Source organism: Empedobacter sp. UBA7620 (assembly GCF_002484185.1).
Lineage (GTDB): Bacteria > Bacteroidota > Bacteroidia > Flavobacteriales > Weeksellaceae > Empedobacter > Empedobacter falsenii_C.
The window spans coordinates 31,898-53,343 of the sequence record NZ_DLJI01000026.1 but is presented as its reverse complement, the minus strand read 5'-3'; the positions used below and the strand labels follow the sequence as shown (position 1 = coordinate 53,343).

Sequence of the window (21,446 nt, the reverse complement as noted above, 5' to 3'; positions counted from 1 at the left end):
GAGTAATCAAACCCACAAAATTTTACTCTATAATGACTATTTTTAAAAAGAATAGTCATTATTTTTTTTGCTTAAATTTGTAGCTTCAAAACTTTAGTTTGATTATTTCTAAAATAAATTAATGAGTTCATATAAAAACAGAGCGTTTGCTTATATAAAACCTTACAAATCTTCATTTGTATCAGCAATTATTTTCAATTTATTGTATGCAATATTTAATATTGTTGCATTAGCATTTATGATGCCTATATTGAGTGTACTTTTCGGAGAAGATAAAAAACATATAACAAGTAAACCTATTTATTCAGGTCATTTGGTTGATTTGAAACAGTTTTTTTCAGAATATTCTGGATATTATATGAATCAACTTTCGCAGACAGAAGGTCCAGTTTATGTATTAGCCATTTCGTGTGTTGTATTTATTGTAGCATTTTTGTTCCGAAATATTTTCAGTTTTCTATCCGAAACTTGTTTAGTTGATTTACGTTCGGGCGTTACACGTGATTTACGAGTGGATATTCACAATAAAATTATTGATTTACCAGTTGCATATTTTACTGAAAAAAGAAAAGGAGATATGATTAATCGTATTTCGAGTGATGTCAACGAAGTAGAATCTAATATTTTGAACTCTTTTGTTGAGCTTGTTAGATCTCCAATTATGATTATTGTTTTTGTGATATTCTTATTTACAGTAAGTTATCAATTAACGATTTTTGCAATTTTGGTTTTTCCAATTATGGGAACAATTATTTCTTTGATTGGAAAAAGCTTGAAAAAGGCTGCAGAAAATGCACAAGACGAATTGTCAAATATTATTACTTATGTTGACGAAACCTTGACTTCGCTTAAAATTATTAAGATTTTTAATGCAGAAGATCAGGTAAAAGGACGATTCGATACATCAATTAATCGTTATCGAAAATATCTTCAAAAAGTAATGAAAAAACGTGCCTTGGCGTCACCAACAAGTGAGTTTTTAGGAGCAATAACAATTGGTCTAATTGTATTTTTTGGAGGGAAATTGTCTTTGGAAGGAAATGGATTAACAGGTTCTGAATTTATTTTTTATATCGCAACTTTTTACACATTATTAGACCCTATCAAACGTTTTTCGAAAGCATTATCAGATGTGCAAAAAGGAGAAGTTTCTGCAAAAAGAATTTTTGATGTTTTGGATGCTGATGTATCGATAAAAGATGTACCAAATGCAAAAGGAATAGAAGCGTTTGAAGATAAAATTGAGTTCAAAAACGTAACGTTTGCTTATGGTGAGCACGATGTGATAACTGATTTTAATTTAACGATTAATAAAGGAGAAACGGTTGCTTTGGTTGGGCAATCTGGTTCAGGTAAATCGACTTTGGCTAATTTGATTACACGTTTTTGGGATGTGAAATCTGGTCAGATTTTGATTGATGGAATCGATATCAAACATATAAAATTACACGATTATCGCTTGTTATTTGGTTTGGTAACGCAAGATTCGATTTTGTTTAATGATACAATTTTTAATAATATTTCATTAGGTGATAAATCTCCAAATTTAGAAAAAGTAGAACATGCAGCGCAAATTGCAAATGCGGAAGAGTTTATTGTAAAAATGGCAGAAAAGTATCAAGAATCAGTAGGAGAGGGAGGTAGCAAACTTTCTGGAGGGCAAAAACAACGCGTGAGTATTGCGCGTGCCGTTTATAAAAATCCGCCAATTATGGTGTTGGATGAGGCAACATCTGCTTTGGATACGAAATCTGAAAAATTGGTTCAAGTTGCTTTAAATAATATGATGCAAAATCGCACTTCTTTGGTTATAGCGCACCGTTTATCAACCATTCAGAATGCTGATAAAATAGTGGTAATGGAGGCTGGAAAAATAATAGAAGAAGGAAATCATCATTCACTTATCGAGAAAAAAGGCGTTTACGCTAATTTGGTAAATATGCAGAATTTTGAATAAATCTTAACTTTATATAATTAAAAAATCCGCTTATTAAGCGGATTTTTTAGTTAAAAATATTTTTTTAAGATATTATTAACATTTAAATATTAAAACAAAAAAAACCTCAATCATTTGATTGAGGTTTTAAGCAGTGGTGCCTCCAGGAATCGAACCAGGGACACAAGGATTTTCAGTCCTTTGCTCTACCAACTGAGCTAAGGCACCGCCTTAATTGTGATGCAAATATAGAGCGAAAATCCGTTCTACCAAACATTATTTAAAATATTTTTTAGATGAAAAAGCTATCTTGTTCATTTACCGAGAAATAAATTTTAAAATATTTTTATCTTTGCAAAAAAAGAGCGGTTTTAATATTTTAATAGAGATTTAACAACTCATTTTTGCAATCTAATTTTTACAATTCGCAACAAATCATCATATTTGCGTCTTAGAATTCTATTATACATTCATAATGAAGTGGATTATTTGTAGTTTATCACTATTTAGCGTGGTAACAATAAAAGCTCAGTCAATATCAGTTTCACCTTATTCGGCATACGGAGTAGGGGAGCAATTGTTTGATAATAATACTGAACAAGCTGGTATGGGCGGTATCTCAACGGTTCCTACGAATCCTTTTGGACAAAGTGCGAACTTCTCGAATCCGGCAGCAAACCGAAACTTGCGCATGACAACTTTCAATGCAAGTGGAAGTGGAACTAATTATAATTTCAAATCTGGAACAGATAAGGAAAACGCTGGTCGTTTCAATGTTTCTAATATCTCATTGGCTTTTCCAGTTGGTGAAAAAGGAAGTTTTGGAGTTGGTTTTCAACCTTACACAGCGTTGGGATATGATATTTTGAATACTTCTGAGAAAAATAATATCAAACAAACTGTACAAATGAAAGGTGATGGAGGGTTAAATAGTCTTCATGCTTTTTATTCAAGAAATCTTTCAAAAGAATTTTCTTTAGGTTTGCGTGTTAATTATCTTTTCGGAGAGTTGCAACGTAACGAAATTTTAGCTGTAGATGGAGCAAGTTTAGCTGTAGATTACAGCGATAAATCGAACTATCGTGGTGCTCAATTTACTTTAGGATCTATGTATACAAAGAAAATTGGAAAAAATAACAATTTAAACATTGGAGCTACTTATACATTAGGAACTAAGTTAAGAACTGATGTTACAGATCTTACAACTTCTTATACATATATTGGAACTACACAATCTTCTGTAGACACAATTTCTATTATTAGAATTGATAATGGAAAAACTAAGATTCCACAACAATTTACTTTAGGAGCATCTTATTCTAAAGATAATACGTGGTCGTTAGCTATAGAAGCAAAATATAATAATTGGAAAGATTTCTCTCAACCATTAGAAGGTCAAAACACAACAATGTCTTCTGCGGTAGATTACAAAAATAATGTACGTTTTGCTGTTGGAGGATATTGGATTCCAGATTATAACAGTTACAAAAGTTATTTTAATCGTGTAACGTACCGTGCTGGTATGTATTATCAATCAGCTCAATACTCTATTCACGGAACAGATATTGACGCTTATGGAGCAACTTTAGGTTTTGGATTTCCAATCGGAAAACAAAATGATGGTTCTATGATGAATATTTCGTTAGAGTACGGACAAAAAGGAAAAACAGCAAACAACTTAATTAAAGAAAATTATTTCGGAGTTAAAGTTGGATTTGATATTAACGATATTTGGTTTAGAAAAAGAGTTATTGACTAATTTTGGACAAACAAAAATTGTATAAAAAAGCAAACGAAAAAGTTTTAATTAAACCAACTCTTGTATTTGGTCTGATTAGCGTTTTCGTTTTGCTTTTTTCTTGTAAAAAAGAACTTCCTCCTATCAGTAAAAAGAAGGTAGAATTCCCAACACGCACACTTATCAATGCAAATATTATTAACAAAGATTCGGGAAGAATTTCTGGTAATTTGCGTTCGCCACTAATCGAAGAATATACAACGGTAGATTCTCCTTACACGATTTTTAGAAAAGGTTTAAACCTTGATTTTTATCAAAAAGGAAGCGTAAAACCAGGTTATTTTCAAGCAGATTGGGCAAAGTTGAGTGATGTAACGGGATTGTACGAAGGTAGAGGAAACGTAATTATCGTAAATGAGAAAGGTGATTCGTTGAAAAGCGAACAATTATTTTGGAATAAAAAAAATAAAACAGTTTATACATCGAAAGAAGTTTACTTAATTAGCAAGGAAGGCGATTCGTTAACAGCGAAAAACGGTTTGCAAGCTACTGACGATTTAGAAACCTATACTTTATTCAATAATCAAGGATTTAAGTATGTTGATGATAATCAAAAATTCTAAAGAGCGTTAAAAAAATTAACAAAAAAGCGCATACTTGTCGCTTCTTCTATTTTATTATTCAATGTATTGTCGTATTTTCGCCACCTATTATAGAAATAACATTAAAATAAAACAATGGCAGTTTTAGGAGAAATTCGTAAAAAAACTTGGCTGATCTTCGTGGTAATCGGAGTTGCAATGTTAGCTTTCGTTGCAGGAGATTTATTCGGAGAGAATTCAAAAATAAAACAATTATTTACTGGAGATCCGTCTGTAGTTGGTACAGTGAACGGAGAACCTATTGGTATTGCAGAATATCAGAGTGCGTACGATCAAACACAAAAGATGTACGAAAATCAAGGTCAAACTGCAACTCCAAATCAAATTGCTCAACAAACTTGGAACAGCTTAGTTAGTCAGAAAGTGTTGAAACAACATGCTGAAAAATTAGGTTTAAAAGTTTCTGATGATGAATTTTGGAGCTATACAGCTCAAAACTTCGGAATGGCGTCTGGTGCAGAAGCACAACAACAGATTGCGCAATTAGAAGCAAATGCGGCATCAAGTCCAGAGGCGCAACAACAATATAGAGGTTGGTTGCAAACTGCTGAACAAATAAAATTACAGATTTTATCTCAAAAATATTTTGGTTATGTAATGGCTGGTACAGCGGTTACAGGTAAAGAAGCGGATATTCAACAAGGATACAATATTTCGAATGCAAATATTCAGTATGCATTTGTAGATTACGCAACTTTGGCTAAAAAATTAAATGTAAAAGTAACAGACGAAGAAATTTCTGCTTACGAAGCGAAATATCCAAAATTGTTCAAAGCAGAAGGTCTAGTAAAATTAAGTTATACTTATTTCCCTGCTGGAGCTTCGACTGCTGATGACGCTGTTGCTTTAGCAAATATCAAAAAATATTTATCAACTCAAATTGTTCATGACGAAGTGAACAATGTTACAGATACAATTGCGGCGTTTGGTTCTGCAAAAAGTGATTCGGTTTATGTTACTCAAAATTCTGAGAAACCATTTATTCCAAATTATTTTACAAAAGCAGAATTAGAACAAGCTCAATTAGGGCCAGAAGCAACAAACTTCTTGAAAACTGCAACAGTTGGACAAATTGGTGGACCTTTCAAAATTGGAAATACATACCAATTATACAAGCTTTCGAAATCGAAAGAAGTAAAAGATTCTGTAAAATCTAGTCATATCTTAGTTTCTTACACAGGAAGCGCTGCTGGAAACGGAGTAAAACGTACAAAAGACGAAGCAAAAAAATTAGCTGAACAAATTTTAGCTGAAGTAAAAGCAAATCCAGCTTCTTTTGGAGAAGTTGCTTCAACAAAATCGGATGATAAATCATCTGCTGTACAAAAAGGAAGCATTGGTTGGGTTGGAAAAAACAATCAATTAGACCAAACTTATAACGGATTTATTTTCTCTAAACCAGTTGGAACAGTTGATTTGGTTGAATCTCAATTTGGGTTCCATATCATCAAAGTTGATGAAGCGAAAAACAAAACAGCTTATCAAGTTGCGAATATTGTAAAAACAATCGAGCCTTCTAAAGCGACAACAGAAAAAGCATTTACAAATGCAAGAACATATGTTCAGAATGTTGAGAAAAAATCATTGAATGATTTCAAAAATATCGCGAAAAAAGGTGGTTATTTAAATAATACAACTGAAGGAATCGAGCGTTATGCTGCGATTGGTCAAGATATTCCAAACGATCAGGATGGAGATATCTTAAAATGGGCTTTTGACAAGAAAACAGAAAAAGGAGCAACAAACTTGTTTACATCTTCTACAGGAGATTATATCGTTGTTCATTTAGTTGAAAAATTTGACAAAGGTTTGGCGCATCCAAGTGTTGTTCGTCAATATGTAGAGCCAGTTTTGATGCACGAAAAAGTTGGTAAATTAGTAGACGAGCAAGTTGCAAACGGTGGATTGAATGCTTTTGCATCTAAATTTGGAGCGAAAAAAGGAAATGCTACGGTTAACTTCTCTAATTCTAATTTAACTGGAATTGGTTTAGAGCCTAAAGTTGTAGGAGCTGCGTTTGGTGTAAAACCAAATCAATCTTCTAAAGCAATTATTGGTAATGCAGGTATTTTCTACGTAATTCCTTCAACTCAACAAATTCAAAAGAATCAAAAAGGTTCAATGATTTTGGATAATTTAAACCGTCAATTACGAGGACGTTTCCAACAAACATTGTTACAATCATTGATTCAAGCTGCTGATGTGGTTGATAACCGCGATAGGGCTTTACGTTAAGATTTAAAAAATTTCTTATAATAAATAAAAAAACCGCTCGAAGAATTCTTCGGGCGGTTTTTGTTTTATATTTAAGGATAAATTTGATTTATGAAAATAATAATAAGACTAACTTTTTTTATCATTTGTTTGATAGGTTTTGGACAAAATAAGAATCCTGTAGGAGAGTTTGAAAATAATCAGTTCAAAATTAAATTTAATGATGATAATACATTCAACTATACAAGTAAGTATTTTCAAGATCCGATTGGAAATATTCTTCAAGATAAATATACTGAATCTGGAAAATGGATTTCAAGAGGAGATACAATTATACTAAATCAAGATTTAGCTGAAAAAAGTTATGGACATTATGATTTTATAGAAGATGAGATTGACGAAAAAGGTAAAGTGTATTTTAAATTTAATCTTATCAGAACAAAATATAATAAAAATGATGAAATTTTATCTATTGATACATTACAAATAGAAAAGTTAGATTTAGCAATTAATAATAATGATAAAAAGAATAGACTAAGAATTTCTAATCGTCCAACAACTACATGTGCTTTTGCTGGATATATACCTAAAGAATTAATAACAGATAAACGAATTTTTGAATTTGATAAAAAAGATAGTTTAATTCATAAGATTTATATTGGAAGTTATGAATTAAAGAAAACTGAAGAATATATAATTAATAATCCCAATTCGAATAGTTTTGTTTTAAATGTTTATCAAAATATTTATGAGAATGCAATGATAAGAAATCAAAAATATTTGATGTTAAATAAAAATACAATTCTAATCGAACAGAAACCAAATGGAAAATTTAAAAAGGGAGGTATGTATTTTGAGTATTATCAGGTAAAGAGAAATAAATAATAAAATCGTCAATTACAAGGACGTTTCCAACAAACATTGTTACAATCATTGATTCAAGCTGCTGATGTGGTTGATAACCGCGATAGAGCTTTACGTTAAGATTTAAAAAATTTCTTATAATAAAAAACTCCCAAGCTGTAAAGTTTGGGAGTTTTTGGTTTTATTTAATTTGAGCTTTTATTAAGTCAAACTTTTCTTCTAAAAGTAGTTTGTATAATTCCTTAACTTCATTCCAGCCTTTAGCTTTATACTTAGTACTTATTTTATCAAATGTTATAATTAAATCTAATGATTTTGAAGCCTCTATAACATTTTCAAAATCATCATCAGAAATTACCGAAACCCAAAATACGCTATGTTCATCATCTGTTTCATTAATTTCTATTATAGCTTTCTCAATATCAGAAAATGTAATATTATCTTTATTATAGCCTTCTAAGTATTGGATGTAGTTTTCGATCATACAAATTAGTTTTTACTTATCAAACCCATTCGGATATTCGCCTTTTACAAGCTCTATTTTCGCTTCTACAGCTTTTTGTAAATCTTCTTGATATTTGATTAATCTTTCTTGCAAAGTAGGATTAGTCGCACCTAAAATACGCGCTGCCAAAATTCCTGCATTCTTCGCCGCATTCACAGCAACAGTCGCAACCGGAATCCCATTTGGCATTTGCAAAATAGATAAAATAGAATCCCAACCATCAATCGAATTTGACGATTTAATTGGAACACCAACCACAGGAAGCGGCGTAATAGACGCAACCATTCCTGGTAAATGTGCAGCGCCACCAGCACCAGCTATAATGACATTTATTCCACGTTCGTGTGCTGTTTTTGCATAATCAAACATACGTTGTGGCGTACGATGTGCCGAAACAATTGTTAATTCGAAAGGGATATTTAATTCTGTTAATAGATCAGCAGCTTGTTTCATGATAGGCAAATCGCTATCACTTCCCATTATAATTCCTACCATAGTTGTTACTTTTTTGCTACGACTTTCACCGTTGCATTAACTTGTTTTATGTTTTGTTTTAATTGTTCTAAATCATCATTCACCAATGTCACATGCCCCATTTTTCGACCTGGTTTTGTGATAGTTTTTGCGTACCAATGCAAAAATGTTCCTGGAATCGTCAATAATTCTTCAATATTTTCGATTTCTGCTTGTCCAGTTTGTCCTTCAGCTCCAATCAAATTGACCATTGCAGAAGTTGTAAACAATTTTGTAGAGCCAAGTGGCAATTGCATTAAGGTTCTTAACATTTGATCAAATTGTGATGAATAAGCTGCTTCAATTGTTGAATGTCCAGAATTGTGAACACGAGAAGCGGTTTCGTTTACCCAAATCGATTGATCTTTGTTCAAGAATAATTCAACTGCGAAAACTCCTGGAGATTTCAATGCTTTTACAACATCACTCGCAATTTGTTCAGCTCGATCAGTGATTTCTTTCGGAAGTGTAGAAGGCATCAATAAATAATCTAACAAATTATATTCTTCGTTGATGACAAATTCTACCGTTGGATAAGTGACAATATTTCCTAAATGATCGGCAACCGTAACAACCGCAATTTCACGATCTAAATCGGCTGGCGTTTCGAAAATTGAAGGAGCTTGAAGCATTTTGTCTAAATCAACTTCAGATTTTAGGAACTGAACACCTTTTCCATCATAACCATCTTTTCGAGATTTTTGAAAAATCGGATAATTGATATCTTGTTTCGATTTTAAATCTTTCCAATCATCTAATCCAAAATAAGGCGCAGTCGGAATATTATTTTTGTCATAAAATTCTTTCTGAACTCCTTTGTCTTGAATAATCGCTAAAGCTTCAGGATCTGGAACAACGCGTTTTCCAATTGATTTTAGATAACGTAACGCCTCAACATTTACATGCTCAATTTCTATTCCGATAGCATCTAAACCTTTTCCAAATGCAACAACCGTTTCATAATCTTTGAAATCGCCTTGTACAAAATGATGTGCATGTGGTGCGCAAGGTGCATCAGCAGCTGGATCTAAAATACTAATCTCGCAAGGATATTGCAATGCATTTTGCAAAAACATATATCCCAATTGTCCTCCTCCTAAAATTCCGATTTTTATCATATTGCGAAGTTAATGAATAATATAATTTCTATTTTTACGAGAATTAAAAAAGTATTGACGAGATGTTAACAAAATGGAGTAGAATTTTATTTTTTGTATTTGCTGGAATTTATTTAACGAGCAAGAGTTTTTATCAATATTTTGTATTCGATATGTTGGTGCAATATTCTATTTATGCGCTGATTATTGCTTTTTTCTTGTGTTTGATTTACAATTATTCAATTCGAAAAGAAGAAAAGAAAAATATTTTATGGTTGATTCCTTTGGTTGCGATTCCAATTATTACGTACAAAAACTTAGGAAATTTCTATTTTGGAGAAAATGCGAAAGGAGAAAAATCTAATTTTAAAATTACATCAATCAATATTTTTTCTCAGAATGAAGAATTTCAACATCTAAAAGATTATTTGACTAAAGATAAAAGTGATGTAATTGTTTTACAAGAATTAACGCCAGCTTGGCAAAAACATGTAGAGTTTATCCGAAAAGAATATCCATATTATAAAGAAGAAGTAAGAAGTAACAATTTTGGAATTGCGATTTATTCTAAAATTCCATTCTCTAAAGTGTCTACAAAAAATTATATTGATGAGATGCATCCGTCTATTTTAGCGGAAATTATTGTAGACGCTAAACCATTAAGTATTTTGGCAACGCATCCTGTTCCGCCTTTACCAAATCAGGCTCGTTTTGAAAGACGAAATAAACAATACGAATTGATGAAGCAGGAAATTGATGCTTTACCGAATGAAAATATCATTTTAGTTGGAGATTTGAATTCTACGGTTTATTCACCGAATTTCAAATTGGTGCAATCAGATAAAATGAAAGATGCTCGTTCTGGTTTTGGATTGAATAATTCTTGGAATGCTTTCATTCCGATTTTCCGCACAAATATTGACCAATGTTGGGTTTCGAAGAACATAAAAGTTACCAATTTTTATCGTGGAGATGATATAAAATCGGATCATTTTCCAATTGTTGCAGAACTTAAGATAGAATAAGAACAAAAAATCTGTAGACAAGTGTCTACAGATTTTTTTATGAAAATAAACTTTGAATAAATGTTTGTAAATCAGCTTCTTTTTCTAAACCAATTTTCTGTTTTAAACGATATTTTGCCATACGTACAGTTTTCGTTTCTACTTTCATCACATTTGCGATTTGTACATTATCCATATTTAGATACAAATATGCTGCGTACTTCATGTCTTGATTAGTTAATTTACTTTTCGAAACTTCACTTAGTTTATTGAAAAAGTTTGGATGAACTTCTTTTATAATATTTTGTATTTCATTAAAATCATCGTCCATTAAACGTTCATCTTTTAGGATTCTGTCCAAATTAATTGCTTCTTTGTCTTTTACTTTTTCCTTCAAATCATTCAAGAAAGAATTCTTTTGTTTTAATTGCAAAGAAGTAGCTAATGCTTGTTTGTTCAATTGTTCTTGTTGTAAAGCTAATAACTCTTGTTCGGCTTTAATACGAGCCTTTTCTTCTTTTTCAAGTTCAAGATTCAGCTCTGCTTCATAGCGTTTAGCTTCTAATAAATCGGTTTTCTGTTTGTTTGATTTTAGTTTATAATACAACATGTACATTAAGAAAATCAAACCAGCAATAGCAAGTAATGTTATACCTATATAAAGAAACTTTTGTTTTGAATAAATTTGATTCTTTTCTTCTAACTGTTTTATTTGCTGATTTTTTTGCTCAGTATTATAAAAAATTTCTAAAGACTTTGTATTGTTATCAAATTGTTCTTGATCATTTTGCTGAATAAATTCTTTTACTTTTCGTTCGTATTCTAAGGCTTTATCTAATTGATCTAGATGTTCATATGTGATTGATAAATTATTAAGAATGATGATTTTATGAGCAGGAAAAATTTTGTTATCATTCATTGCTAATTTTTCTGCTTTTAGAAAGTAGTTTTTTGCAGTTTCAAATTCCTCTCTTTTAAAATAACTATCTCCAATATTTATGTAAATTAAAGCAACTATATCACTACAATTTGGAGAGTTTTTACCAATGTTCAGCGCTTGCATCGAGTATTTTAAACTCTCTTCATGAGGATATTCTTTAGAAGTTTTAATTATACTACTACTTTTATTAAGATAATGTACAACCAAACAACGATTTCTTACACTTTCTTCCTTTATTAATAATGCATATTTGTAAGCGTTATTATAGCTGGTAACAGAAGAATCTAGAAACTTTTTGTTATTAGTATCTTCAAATTGTTTCTGATAATAGTATCCCAGATTATTAAATGTAAAATTAATTTGAAGATTATTTTTTCCTAATAAAGCATGCTTGTTTGCATTAATAACGTCAGATCTAAATCCAGATTCTAGTGATTTACGTAGTTTATTACTAAACCTAAGGAAATACATTTGAGTAAGTATAAAATTTTCATTTTTATGTTTACTCATTTCATTAATACTTTTATTAATGGATTTTAAAAATAATTCTTGTTGATTAATTTTATCATAATATTGAGCATAACCATATTCAACAAAGGCAATATCCACCTTATTTTTGTTTTTCCTAGCTAATGCTTTAGCTTTTTCTAAAGCTTCAATACTTTCAACTTCTTTTTTTATACTTCTATAATAATCTGCAAGCAATACATAACCTATAATCTTATTATGTATATCATCGCTTTTTAATAAATTATTATCAATAATTGATTTTGCATTTTCATAATCTTTGCTATACAAATAGGTGTAAACCAATTGTTGATCTTTGTTAAAATCACTTTGTGCCTTGGTATATTGAGTAAGTAATACAAGGAATAATATCCATATCTTTCTCTTCATTTTTTCTAAATGATCAACTTTTTATTATAATTCTAAGGATTGAATAAATTTTTGCAAATCAACATCTTTTGATAAACCAATCTTTTGTTTTAAACGATATTTTGTCATACGAACGGTCTTGTTCTCAACTTTCAATAAGTTAGAAATTTGTTGATTATCCATATTTAAATAGATGTAAGCTGCATAATTTAAATCTTGAGCAGAGAGTTTATTTTTAGATATTTCGTTCATTTTCTTGAAAAAATTAGGATGAATATCTTGTACAATGGTTTGTAATCCATTGAAATTATTATCAGTAAGACGTTCGTCTTTTAAAACTTTATTGATATTGAAATTTTGATCATCTTTTATTTTTTCTTTTAATTCACTGATGAAAGAATTTTTATGATTTAATTGCAATGATGTTGCTAATGCTTTCTTTTGTAATTGTTCTTGTTGTATATCAAGTAATTTTCGTTCAGCTGTTAAACGAGCTTTTTCTTCCAACTCTAATTTTAAAGTTAAAGCTGTTTCTTGTTTTTCAGCTTCTAATAAATTGGTTTTTTGTTTGTTTAATTTTTGTTTGTAAATGAACATATAAACCATTAGCACAATTCCAATTATTGAAATACCAATAAGAGATAAATACAAAATGCGTTGTTTTGAAAAGATTTGATTTTTTTCTTTTAGTTGTTTAATTTCTTCATTTTTGCGCTCAAAATTATAAAAAGCCTCTAGTACATTACGTTTATTTTCATACGCTTTTTCATACGCTTTTTGTGTATAAATCAATGATTCTTTATTGAATTTTAGAGCTTTTGTAGGTTCATTATTTTTTTCATAAAAATTTGAAATTAGTTTTACAATTGTATTAATTGTACTGATGTCTCTTAAATTACGTACAGATTTGACAATTTCATAAGCTTTCAAATAATATTCTTCAGCTTGTTTATTGTTTCCATTATTTTCACTGATTTCAGCATATGTTGAATAACAAGTAGATTTTAAATCAGGATTATTAATTTTACTTGAATAATCTAAAGCTATTTTAACATATTTTTCGGCTAAATTATACCGCTCATTTTTGTCTAAATTTCTATAAGGGTATGTGTTTATTAAAGAAGCTAAATTATTATAGGTAATAGAAGCGGCTTTAATAGGAACTATATCAATATTATTTTCATTAATGTAACTTAAATTTATTTCAGCATTCTGAAAAATTTTCTCTAAATCCTTAGGGTTATTACTTTTCTGATATTTATGATAATACATTAATGTAGTTGCTGAATAAGCAGATAATAATTCTAAAAGAGATTTACTTTTTCTTGCATAAAAAAGTGCTTTAGTAATATAATTATTATATTCTTCAGAGAAGACGCCTGTCCTAGAATGAGTCATAGACATCAAAAGATAGATCTTTGATCGTAATATGTTTTCGTTAGGATAATTTGTAAGTGATTTTAAAGCATTATTCGAATAATAGATTGTTTTATCATACATACTATTCAATAAATACAATTTTGCAAAAGCATAAGATGTATATGAGTCATCTAACTTATCAACTGTTTTATCAGCTATTTCTTTAGCTAAATTAGCATATTTTAAAGCATTGTCGTAATCATCTTTATTTGCATAAAGATTAACAAAGTTTATATAGATAATTACTTTATTTAGTTGATTATCATTATTTCGTTTTAGTAAAATATTTAATTCTTCTTCAGCATCATTAAATTTTCCATCAATAGTGTTTTTTTCAATGTTATTAATGCTTTTTTGAATATCATTTTGAGCAAAAACGGGAAAAATTCCAATGAAAAGGATAAAAAAGGATAAAAAAGGTTTTAAAATTTGCAGTTTATGATTCATAAATTTGCAGTTTTGGTTTTAGGTAAAGAGTTTAAAATTAATGAGTAAAGATACAATAAAATAGTTTGTAGACAATTCGTAGACGCTTTTTTTTTGTCTGTAGACATTATGAGGCGTCGATTTTTTTGTGAAAACTAATTTCTACTGTTTCTTTGCTTCAGATTTAATAACCAATAAATCTAATTCATACCAACTAGACCAGTTGATTTTTATTAAAAGTCAATCAATCTATCTTCTATTACTAAACCCAAAAAAACCTTCGGCATACCAACCAGAAGGTTTTTTTATGCCCGAAAGTTTCTAAAGATAATCAAAAATGAAGAAATTTTTAAATTTCAAAAAAAAGATTACCTTTGAAATTCAATCGAAAGGGGTGCTTCTTTACAAGAGGCTGAGATTATACCCAAAGAACCTGGGCAGGTAATGCTGCTAAGGGAACTGGTACTTCACCAAATTACATTCGCGCGTAAATTATAAAAGTGTAAGATGGCTCCTTTCATAATATTTTTTAAAATTAATTATGAAAAGGTCGATTTTTTTATTGTCATTATTTGGTGCATCTATTCTTTATGCACAAGAAAAAGATTCTATTCAAAAAGAAGAAATTCAATTAGGAGAAGTTTCAATTGTCGAAAAACTTCCGATTACAGTTGAAAAGGTAACTGATAAAATGTTACAAAAGAAGAATTTGGGGCAAGATGTTCCAACTTTGTTAAATTCTGCTACGTCTGTTTCTATAACTTCCGATACAGGAACGGGAATTGGTTATTCGTCTATCAAAATTCGTGGACTTAATGAACAATCTATCAACGTTACATTAAATGGAATTCCGCTTAATAATCCTGAATCTCAAGGTGTTTTTTGGGTGAATATGCCAGATTTGGCTTCGTCAACAAGTTCTATGATGATTCAGAGAGGAGTTGGAACTTCATCAAATGGAATGGCTTCTTTTGGAGCAAGTGTTAACATCGAATCTCAAAATCCGTCTACCGTTCCTTTTGCAGAAACAAATGTTTCTTTCGGAAATTATAAAACGCAAAAATATACAGTTCAGGCTGGTACGGGAAAAATACTAAACAATAAATTGAGTATTGATGGACGTTTTTCTAAGATAAATTCGGATGGATATGTAGACAGATCTTGGTCAGATTTAATCTCTTATGATTTTACAGCTCTATATGAATTGAATGAAAAAACAAAGTTTAGATTTCAGAATATGTTTGGAAAAGAACAAACGTATCAAGCATGGAGTGGTGTAGATGCCGAAACTTTGAAAAATGATAGAACATATAATTCTGAAGGAGAGATTTTAGACGAAAATGGAAAAGTTGAAGGTTTTTATAAAAATCACACTGATAATTATCGTCAAAATCATTATTTTCTTTCGTGGTTACAAGATTTTGGGAATAATTGGAAATCAAATTTAACAGTTCATTATACAAAAGGTAAAGGTTATTACGAGAGCTATAAAAATAATCGCGGTTTGAAACGCTATAAATTGGATTATTTAACTTCAGATAAAAGAAATTTAATCAATCGAGAATATCTTGATAATGATTTTTATGGTTTTAATCTTGAAGTTGAAAATCAAAAATTAAACAATTTCAAAGTGTTTTTCGGATTATCTGCAAACGAATATGATGGCGATCATTATGGAAATGTCTTATGGGTAAAAGGAACAGATTTTAAGGATAAGGATTTCAAATATTACAACAATCGTTCTGTAAAAAAACAATTGGCTGCATATGCGAAAGTATTGTATCAATTGAATAAGTTTGAATTGTTTGGTGATTTGCAATATCGTTATGTTGATTATGATGCGAAGTATTTGCCAAATGGAGAAAATTATGACGAAGATTTTAGACCATTTTCGGATAAATTCAATTTTGTGAATCCAAAAGCTGGGTTAAATTTTAAAATTAATTCTTCAAATGTGATGTATGCTTCTTATGGAATTTCGCATCGTGAGCCACTTCGTGTAGATTATGAGAATAATGGCAAGCGTCCGACGGCTGAATTTTTACAAGATTATGAATTGGGTTATAAAAAGTCAGGACAGTTATCATTGAGCGTAAATGTATATTATATGGCGTACAAAAATCAATTGGTCCCAACTGGGAAATTGAATGATGTAGGAACGCCGATTCGCGAAAATTCAGGAAAAAGTTATAGACGAGGAGTCGAATTTGATGCAAACTATAAGATTATTCCGAATCGTTTGAATGTTTTTGGAAATATTACGTTTAGCGAAAACAAACATGATAATTACAAAGAGGAAGTTTGGAATGTTGACGGAAGTTCTTCTGTGAAAGAGTACGGAAAGACAAAAATTGCGCTTTCGCCAGATGTGATTTCTGCTTTCGGTTTTGAAGCTGTTCCTTTCAAAAATGTATTGATTAATTTGACGAATAAATATGTTGGTGAACAATATTTATCAAATACAGAACCAGCAGATGGAAAATTAGATAGTTATTTAGTTTCGGATCTTTTGATTCGATATTCGCCAAAAGTAAAAGGAATTAAAAACCTTGAATTTTCGTTTTTGATTAATAATTTATTTGATGTTAAATACGAATCGAATGGTTATTATTACGAAGGTGGATATTATTTCCCTCAAGCCGGAATTAATGTTTTGGGCGGAGTTGGAATTCGTTTATAAAAAGTTAAAAGCTCGAGATACTTCTCGAGCTTTTTTATTCTTCAATATAATCAAGAGGAATATGCCAAATTTCATTTTTATTTTTTTCTCGAAAGAAATCTAAATGTCCAATTTCATCCAATCCATATTCTTTAGGAATGATATTCAAACGTTTTTTCTTCGCATTCTTCAAAACTAATTGTGCAAATAAATCTACAGATTTTGGCGTTGCCATAAAATCATCATCCAAACTAATGATTAAAACAGGTTTTGTAATTTCATCATACAAATTATGCGTTTCATCTGCATAACCTAAAATCGAAGTTTCATTCAGAATTAACTTTCGCCAATCTTTCGCAATTCCAATTGGAATTGGTTCACCCATTCCAACCTTTTGAGAAGGAAAAAATCCGTAAAAAGCAGATAAAATAGGAATTGCAATACGAAAAAAGAAATTTACTTTTGGTTTATCTTTTTGATGAAAATTTTTGATATAACCATATTGAGAACCAATCGTTACAATTTTATCATAAACTTTGTAAGCGCGTGTCAAACCAATCATAATTCCACCGATACTATGACCAATTAAAAACTTTTCGTGATAGGGATAAAATTCTTCGATATATTGTGTCAAACCTAGAAAATCTTTATCTGCCCAATCTGTAAAATGCGCTTCAAAATCTTTTAATTTTTTTGGTTTAGAGTCGCCGATTCCGCGATAATCATACGTGAAAACCAAATATCCCTTATTAGCTAAATACGTTGCGTATTTAGCATAAAAAGTTTGTTTAACACCAATTGCAGACGAAATGACAATGATTTTTTTGGTTGCATTGTTTTCGCCAAAAGAGGTTACGGCAATTGGATATTTGTCGGAAGTTTCTAGTATGAATTTTTTCATTCTTTTTATTTGATAAGATAAAAATATACCTTTACAAGGTAAATCAATCTTATGAAAAAAATTATTTTAATTCTATTAATCTTATTCTCTTCAAAAATTTTTTCTCAACAATTAAAACCTGATAATGTGATTGGTTTTTGGAAATTACAAGAATCTGGCTTTTATGAAAATGGCAAAAAAGTGTCTAAAGAATTTGATGATTGTCGGTTAATGAGAAATTATACAATTTGGGATAATGGATATGCTATTTATAATTATGTAGAAGGAAATAATGGCAATTGTTTTCCTAGTGAGCCTCGATTAACATTGTGGCGAATTGTTGATAATAGAATTCAATTTTACATTGATGATTATATTTTTGAAGATAGAATTGTGAAAATTAATCAAGATAATACGATAACTTTTGAAACATATATTGATAAAAAAATTGTAGATTCAGATAAAGAATTCGAGAAAATAGCAAACACAATCAGTTATGATATTTTACGTAAACAATAAATAAGGAAAATAAGTTTTCAGGTTTATTTTTTATATTCACTTTACGTCATTCAAAATCTTTATTTTTACCAGATAATTATTGAACCGAATGAAAAATATATTCAGCCTATTTTTAGTATCAATTTTATTTCTTTCAATTTTTTCGTGCAAAGAAGACGATTCATTGGCAATATCGCAAGATCAATTATTGCGATCTGGAAAATGGCAATTGAAAGAAATTAGAGAAACGAAAGGAAATATAACGACAACAGACAAACTATTGGCTTGTGAACGTCAATCTATATTAGATTTTTCGGATGTTAAGAATTATAATTCTAACATGTATAAAACCGAAAAAGGGAATTGTGTGCAAGAACAAACGACAGGAACGTATGTGTATAATACGTCTAAAACAAAACGTTTGTTGACAATGGAAACAAAAGATACAACGTACAATTATTATGTGAAGCAGTTAGATCCAAAATATTTGGTTTTGCAAGATACGTTGAGCAAAGTTGATACGATAAAGCTTCGTTTGCAAGTTTTTGAAATTGTAAAATAATAAAGAAAAATACCTTCCATTTTGGAAGGTATTTTTTTATTCGAACATTTTTCGAGTAATAAAATCTTTATCTAAACTCCAAGCGCGTGCGGGAGAATATTCACGTCCATAATAAATGATTTGAATATGTAATTTGTTCCACAACTCTTTTGGAAATATTTTTTTTGCATCTTTTTCTGTTTCCTCAACATTTTTTCCTTTTGTCAATTTCCATAACTTCATCAAACGATGAATATGTGTGTCGACAGGAAAAGCTGGATGACCAAACCATTGCGACATCACAACCGAAGCAGTTTTGTGTCCAACGCCAGGTAATTCTTCTAATTCTTCAAAACCTTCGGGAACTTCTCCATCGTATTTTTCGATTAAAATTTCGGATAATCGTTTGATATTTTTGGCTTTTGTGTTTGATAAACCAATCTCACGGATATAATATTTTATTTCATCTACTTCTAATAACGACATTGCTTTTGCATTAGAAGCTTTCGCAAATAATTCGGGTGTTACTTGATTCACTTTTTTATCTGTTGTTTGGGCAGATAATAAAACGGCGATCAATAATGTAAAAGCATCTTGATGGTCTAATGGAATTGGTGGAACTGGATATAATTTTTCCAATTCATCAATCACAAATTGGATACGTTCTTTCTTTAACATCATAAGTTCTGAGACTTTTTGTGTAAAAATAGAAAATCAAATTTATTTAAAAACTAAGAATCAATTTTAACACTTTTGTTCATAAATTTATCGAAGATTTTTAGATATAACAAAAGTGTTAAAAAATATATTTATTGTTCTTTTCTCATTCTTCTTTTTTTGTTTTTCGAAAGGACAAGATTCTTTGCAAAAGTCATTAGAAAAACGATTAGTAGAATTTTCAAATCAACGTAAAGAGGATTCGATAAAAAGAATTGAATTAGAGAATAAATTTGCAGGAATACAAATAACTTCTAAAGAAAAGGAATCACTATTAAAAGAGTTGAAATTCCTAAAAAGTAGGGATTCTATTGTTACAAAACGATATAAAGACAAAATTGATTCTTTAAGATTAATTAATAAAGGAGTTCCAGTTGTACCTTTTCACGATACGTTGTTTATTGTATATAGAGGGGTTGGAGGTTTTACAATGAAAGAACGCGCTCGTTCTATTGAAGAAAAAATTATAGAATTAGCAAAATCATATGATTTTAACAAAGACTCAATAAAAGTATCAAGCGATGAAAATCAATATTTAATCTATTCTGATGAAGATATAATAGCAAGTGTTGGTTTGCAAGATGCTTTATGGGAGAATACTTCTTTAGATAAATTATCTGATAAGTATGCTAATGTAATAGCGGATTCTATAGAAAAACACCGTTCAGATGTTAGTTTACCAACTTTGGCTAAAGGAACTTTATATGCAATATTGTTAATTTCTGTTGTAAGTTTTTTAATTTTTTTAATAAATAAAGGTACATATTGGCTAAAACTAAAACTATTTAGAAATAAAAGAAATATTTTATCTCCATTTACTAAAAAGAAGTTTAAGTTCTTTAACGAAAATAAACAAATAGAGTACTTGTGGTTTTTAGTAGGAATAATCCGCTGGCTTATAATTTTGATTTTAATATATTTAGCAATTCCTATTTTATTCAATTTTTTTCCTTCTACTCAAGGTTATTCAGCTGTTTTTCTAGAAAATCTGCTTACACCGCTTAAAAAAATAGCAAGAGCAGTCATTGATTATTTACCAAATCTATTAACAATCACAATTATTATTATAATATTTAGATTGATTTTTAAATTTTTAGATTTCATTTCTGAAGAATTGGATTCTGGTAGATTGACAATTAATGGATTTTATAAAGAATGGACAAAACCAACCTATCAAATATTTAAAGTACTTCTTTTGATATTTATAATGATTGTTATTTTTCCATACTTACCAGGAGCTAAATCTCCTATTTTTCAAGGTGTATCTGTGTTTGTTGGTATTTTAGTGACATTTGGTTCGGCTGGTGCATTAGGAAATATCATGTCGGGTTTGATGTTAACATATACTCGTGCTTTTTCTAATGGAGATTATGTCAAGATTGGTGACGTTACAGGAGAAATCATAGAAAGAAATTTATTAGTAACCAGAATACGTACCATTAAAAATGAGATAGTTTCTGTCCCGAACTCTACAGTGATGAATAGTCATACAACAAATTATAGTACAGATTCTTCGAATAAAGGTTTAATTATTTATACAGAATTCGCATTAGGTTATAATATTCCAATTGAAAAAGTTCATGAAGTCGCTAAAAAAGCAGCGTTAAAAATACCTGAAATTAAGAAAGATCCAGCTCCTTTCGTGTTTCAATTACGTTTAGATGATTTTTATATCACTTATCAAATAAATGCGTTTATTACAAATGCACATAATCAAGAAGTCATTTATTCTAATCTAAGAAAAGCTTTAGTTTTAGAACTAAACGAAGCAGGAATTGAAGTATTATCGCCACATTTTATGGCTTATCGAGATGGAACAGAACCTCAATTTATCAAAAAAGATATATAAAATAGGAATAAATAAAGAAGAATTTTTAAGCGACTTATTTTGGCGTTGTATAGCATTACATTTGTAGTATAAATAAAAGATTAATTAGTTAAATCAGTTATGATTCAA

General features: G+C 29.8%; 17 protein-coding genes and 1 tRNA gene. 10 read left to right on the top strand and 8 right to left on the bottom strand.

Annotated features, from left to right (window positions below; all coding sequences use genetic code 11):
* Window positions 1-121 precede the first annotated feature (121 nt).
* Entirely contained in the window at window positions 122-1,957 is a 1,836-nt protein-coding gene (locus B2217_RS05575) for an ABC transporter ATP-binding protein (RefSeq protein ID WP_280046181.1), read from the top strand.
* A 134-nt stretch (window positions 1,958-2,091) separates the two neighbouring features.
* On the opposite strand, the gene B2217_RS05570 is transcribed toward B2217_RS05575, so the two are convergent.
* Window positions 2,092-2,164, bottom strand: a tRNA-Phe gene (locus tag B2217_RS05570).
* Between the two features lie 247 nt (window positions 2,165-2,411).
* Between B2217_RS05570 and B2217_RS05565 the strand changes: the two genes are divergently transcribed.
* The 4 genes from B2217_RS05565 to B2217_RS05550 all read left to right on the top strand — a co-directional run bounded on the left by B2217_RS05565 (window position 2,412) and on the right by B2217_RS05550 (window position 7,435).
* Window positions 2,412-3,695, top strand: coding sequence for an OmpP1/FadL family transporter (locus B2217_RS05565; RefSeq protein ID WP_221627921.1), 1,284 nt, complete (start codon window positions 2,412-2,414; stop codon window positions 3,693-3,695).
* 17 nt (window positions 3,696-3,712) lie between these two features.
* Window positions 3,713-4,297, top strand: a complete 585-nt coding sequence (gene lptC / locus B2217_RS05560; RefSeq protein WP_280046180.1) for an LPS export ABC transporter periplasmic protein LptC — start codon at window positions 3,713-3,715, stop codon at window positions 4,295-4,297.
* A gap of 114 nt (window positions 4,298-4,411) precedes the next feature.
* Window positions 4,412-6,571: a SurA N-terminal domain-containing protein gene (locus tag B2217_RS05555; RefSeq protein ID WP_180905438.1), complete on the top strand. Its 2,160-nt coding sequence runs from the start codon at window positions 4,412-4,414 to the stop codon at window positions 6,569-6,571.
* 90 nt (window positions 6,572-6,661) lie between these two features.
* Window positions 6,662-7,435, top strand: a complete 774-nt coding sequence (locus B2217_RS05550; protein WP_180905437.1) for a hypothetical protein — start codon at window positions 6,662-6,664, stop codon at window positions 7,433-7,435.
* 160 nt (window positions 7,436-7,595) lie between these two features.
* Here the strand turns inward: B2217_RS05550 and B2217_RS05545 are convergent, their stop codons facing one another.
* The 3 genes from B2217_RS05545 to B2217_RS05535 are packed head-to-tail and all read right to left on the bottom strand — an operon-like array spanning window position 7,596 to window position 9,550.
* Window positions 7,596-7,898, bottom strand: a complete 303-nt coding sequence (locus B2217_RS05545) for a hypothetical protein (RefSeq protein WP_115002170.1) — start codon at window positions 7,896-7,898, stop codon at window positions 7,596-7,598.
* A gap of 12 nt (window positions 7,899-7,910) precedes the next feature.
* Window positions 7,911-8,414 (bottom strand): 5-(carboxyamino)imidazole ribonucleotide mutase, encoded by a 504-nt coding sequence (purE, locus tag B2217_RS05540; protein ID WP_115002168.1) that lies wholly within the window; start codon window positions 8,412-8,414, stop codon window positions 7,911-7,913.
* Window positions 8,415-8,419: 5 nt separating this feature from the next.
* Window positions 8,420-9,550 carry a 5-(carboxyamino)imidazole ribonucleotide synthase gene (locus B2217_RS05535; protein ID WP_291122186.1) on the bottom strand — a complete coding sequence of 377 codons (1,131 nt, stop codon included), beginning with the start codon at window positions 9,548-9,550 and terminating at the stop codon, window positions 8,420-8,422.
* Window positions 9,551-9,612: 62 nt separating this feature from the next.
* Between B2217_RS05535 and B2217_RS05530 the strand changes: the two genes are divergently transcribed.
* Complete coding sequence (locus B2217_RS05530; protein ID WP_291122185.1) at window positions 9,613-10,554, top strand: endonuclease/exonuclease/phosphatase family protein; 942 nt, start codon at window positions 9,613-9,615, stop codon at window positions 10,552-10,554.
* A gap of 37 nt (window positions 10,555-10,591) precedes the next feature.
* On the opposite strand, the gene B2217_RS05525 is transcribed toward B2217_RS05530, so the two are convergent.
* Together B2217_RS05525 and B2217_RS05520 are read right to left on the bottom strand one after the other, a co-directional pair.
* Window positions 10,592-12,370 carry a tetratricopeptide repeat protein gene (locus tag B2217_RS05525; protein WP_291122184.1) on the bottom strand — a complete coding sequence of 593 codons (1,779 nt, stop codon included), beginning with the start codon at window positions 12,368-12,370 and terminating at the stop codon, window positions 10,592-10,594.
* A 24-nt stretch (window positions 12,371-12,394) separates the two neighbouring features.
* Complete coding sequence (locus tag B2217_RS05520; protein ID WP_180905431.1) at window positions 12,395-14,215, bottom strand: hypothetical protein; 1,821 nt, start codon at window positions 14,213-14,215, stop codon at window positions 12,395-12,397.
* Window positions 14,216-14,735: 520 nt separating this feature from the next.
* On the opposite strand from B2217_RS05520, the gene B2217_RS05515 reads away from it, so the two are divergent.
* The gene (locus tag B2217_RS05515; RefSeq protein WP_180905430.1) at window positions 14,736-16,874 is read left to right on the top strand and encodes a TonB-dependent receptor; all 2,139 of its coding nucleotides are present in this window, start codon (window positions 14,736-14,738) and stop codon (window positions 16,872-16,874) included.
* A 34-nt stretch (window positions 16,875-16,908) separates the two neighbouring features.
* Here B2217_RS05515 and B2217_RS05510 read toward each other — a convergent pair whose 3' ends face one another.
* Window positions 16,909-17,754 (bottom strand): alpha/beta fold hydrolase, encoded by an 846-nt coding sequence (locus B2217_RS05510; RefSeq protein ID WP_180905429.1) that lies wholly within the window; start codon window positions 17,752-17,754, stop codon window positions 16,909-16,911.
* A gap of 51 nt (window positions 17,755-17,805) precedes the next feature.
* On the opposite strand from B2217_RS05510, the gene B2217_RS05505 reads away from it, so the two are divergent.
* On the top strand, window positions 17,806-18,252 hold the full coding sequence (locus tag B2217_RS05505; RefSeq protein WP_180905428.1) for a lipocalin family protein: 447 nt from the start codon (window positions 17,806-17,808) through the stop codon (window positions 18,250-18,252).
* Window positions 18,253-18,340: 88 nt separating this feature from the next.
* Window positions 18,341-18,793 carry a lipocalin family protein gene (locus B2217_RS05500; protein ID WP_180905427.1) on the top strand — a complete coding sequence of 151 codons (453 nt, stop codon included), beginning with the start codon at window positions 18,341-18,343 and terminating at the stop codon, window positions 18,791-18,793.
* Window positions 18,794-18,829: 36 nt separating this feature from the next.
* On the opposite strand, the gene nth is transcribed toward B2217_RS05500, so the two are convergent.
* Entirely contained in the window at window positions 18,830-19,450 is a 621-nt protein-coding gene (gene nth / locus B2217_RS05495; RefSeq protein ID WP_180906877.1) for an endonuclease III, read from the bottom strand.
* 115 nt (window positions 19,451-19,565) lie between these two features.
* Between nth and B2217_RS05490 the strand changes: the two genes are divergently transcribed.
* Window positions 19,566-21,338 carry a mechanosensitive ion channel family protein gene (locus B2217_RS05490; RefSeq protein WP_180905426.1) on the top strand — a complete coding sequence of 591 codons (1,773 nt, stop codon included), beginning with the start codon at window positions 19,566-19,568 and terminating at the stop codon, window positions 21,336-21,338.
* Window positions 21,339-21,446 lie beyond the last annotated feature (108 nt).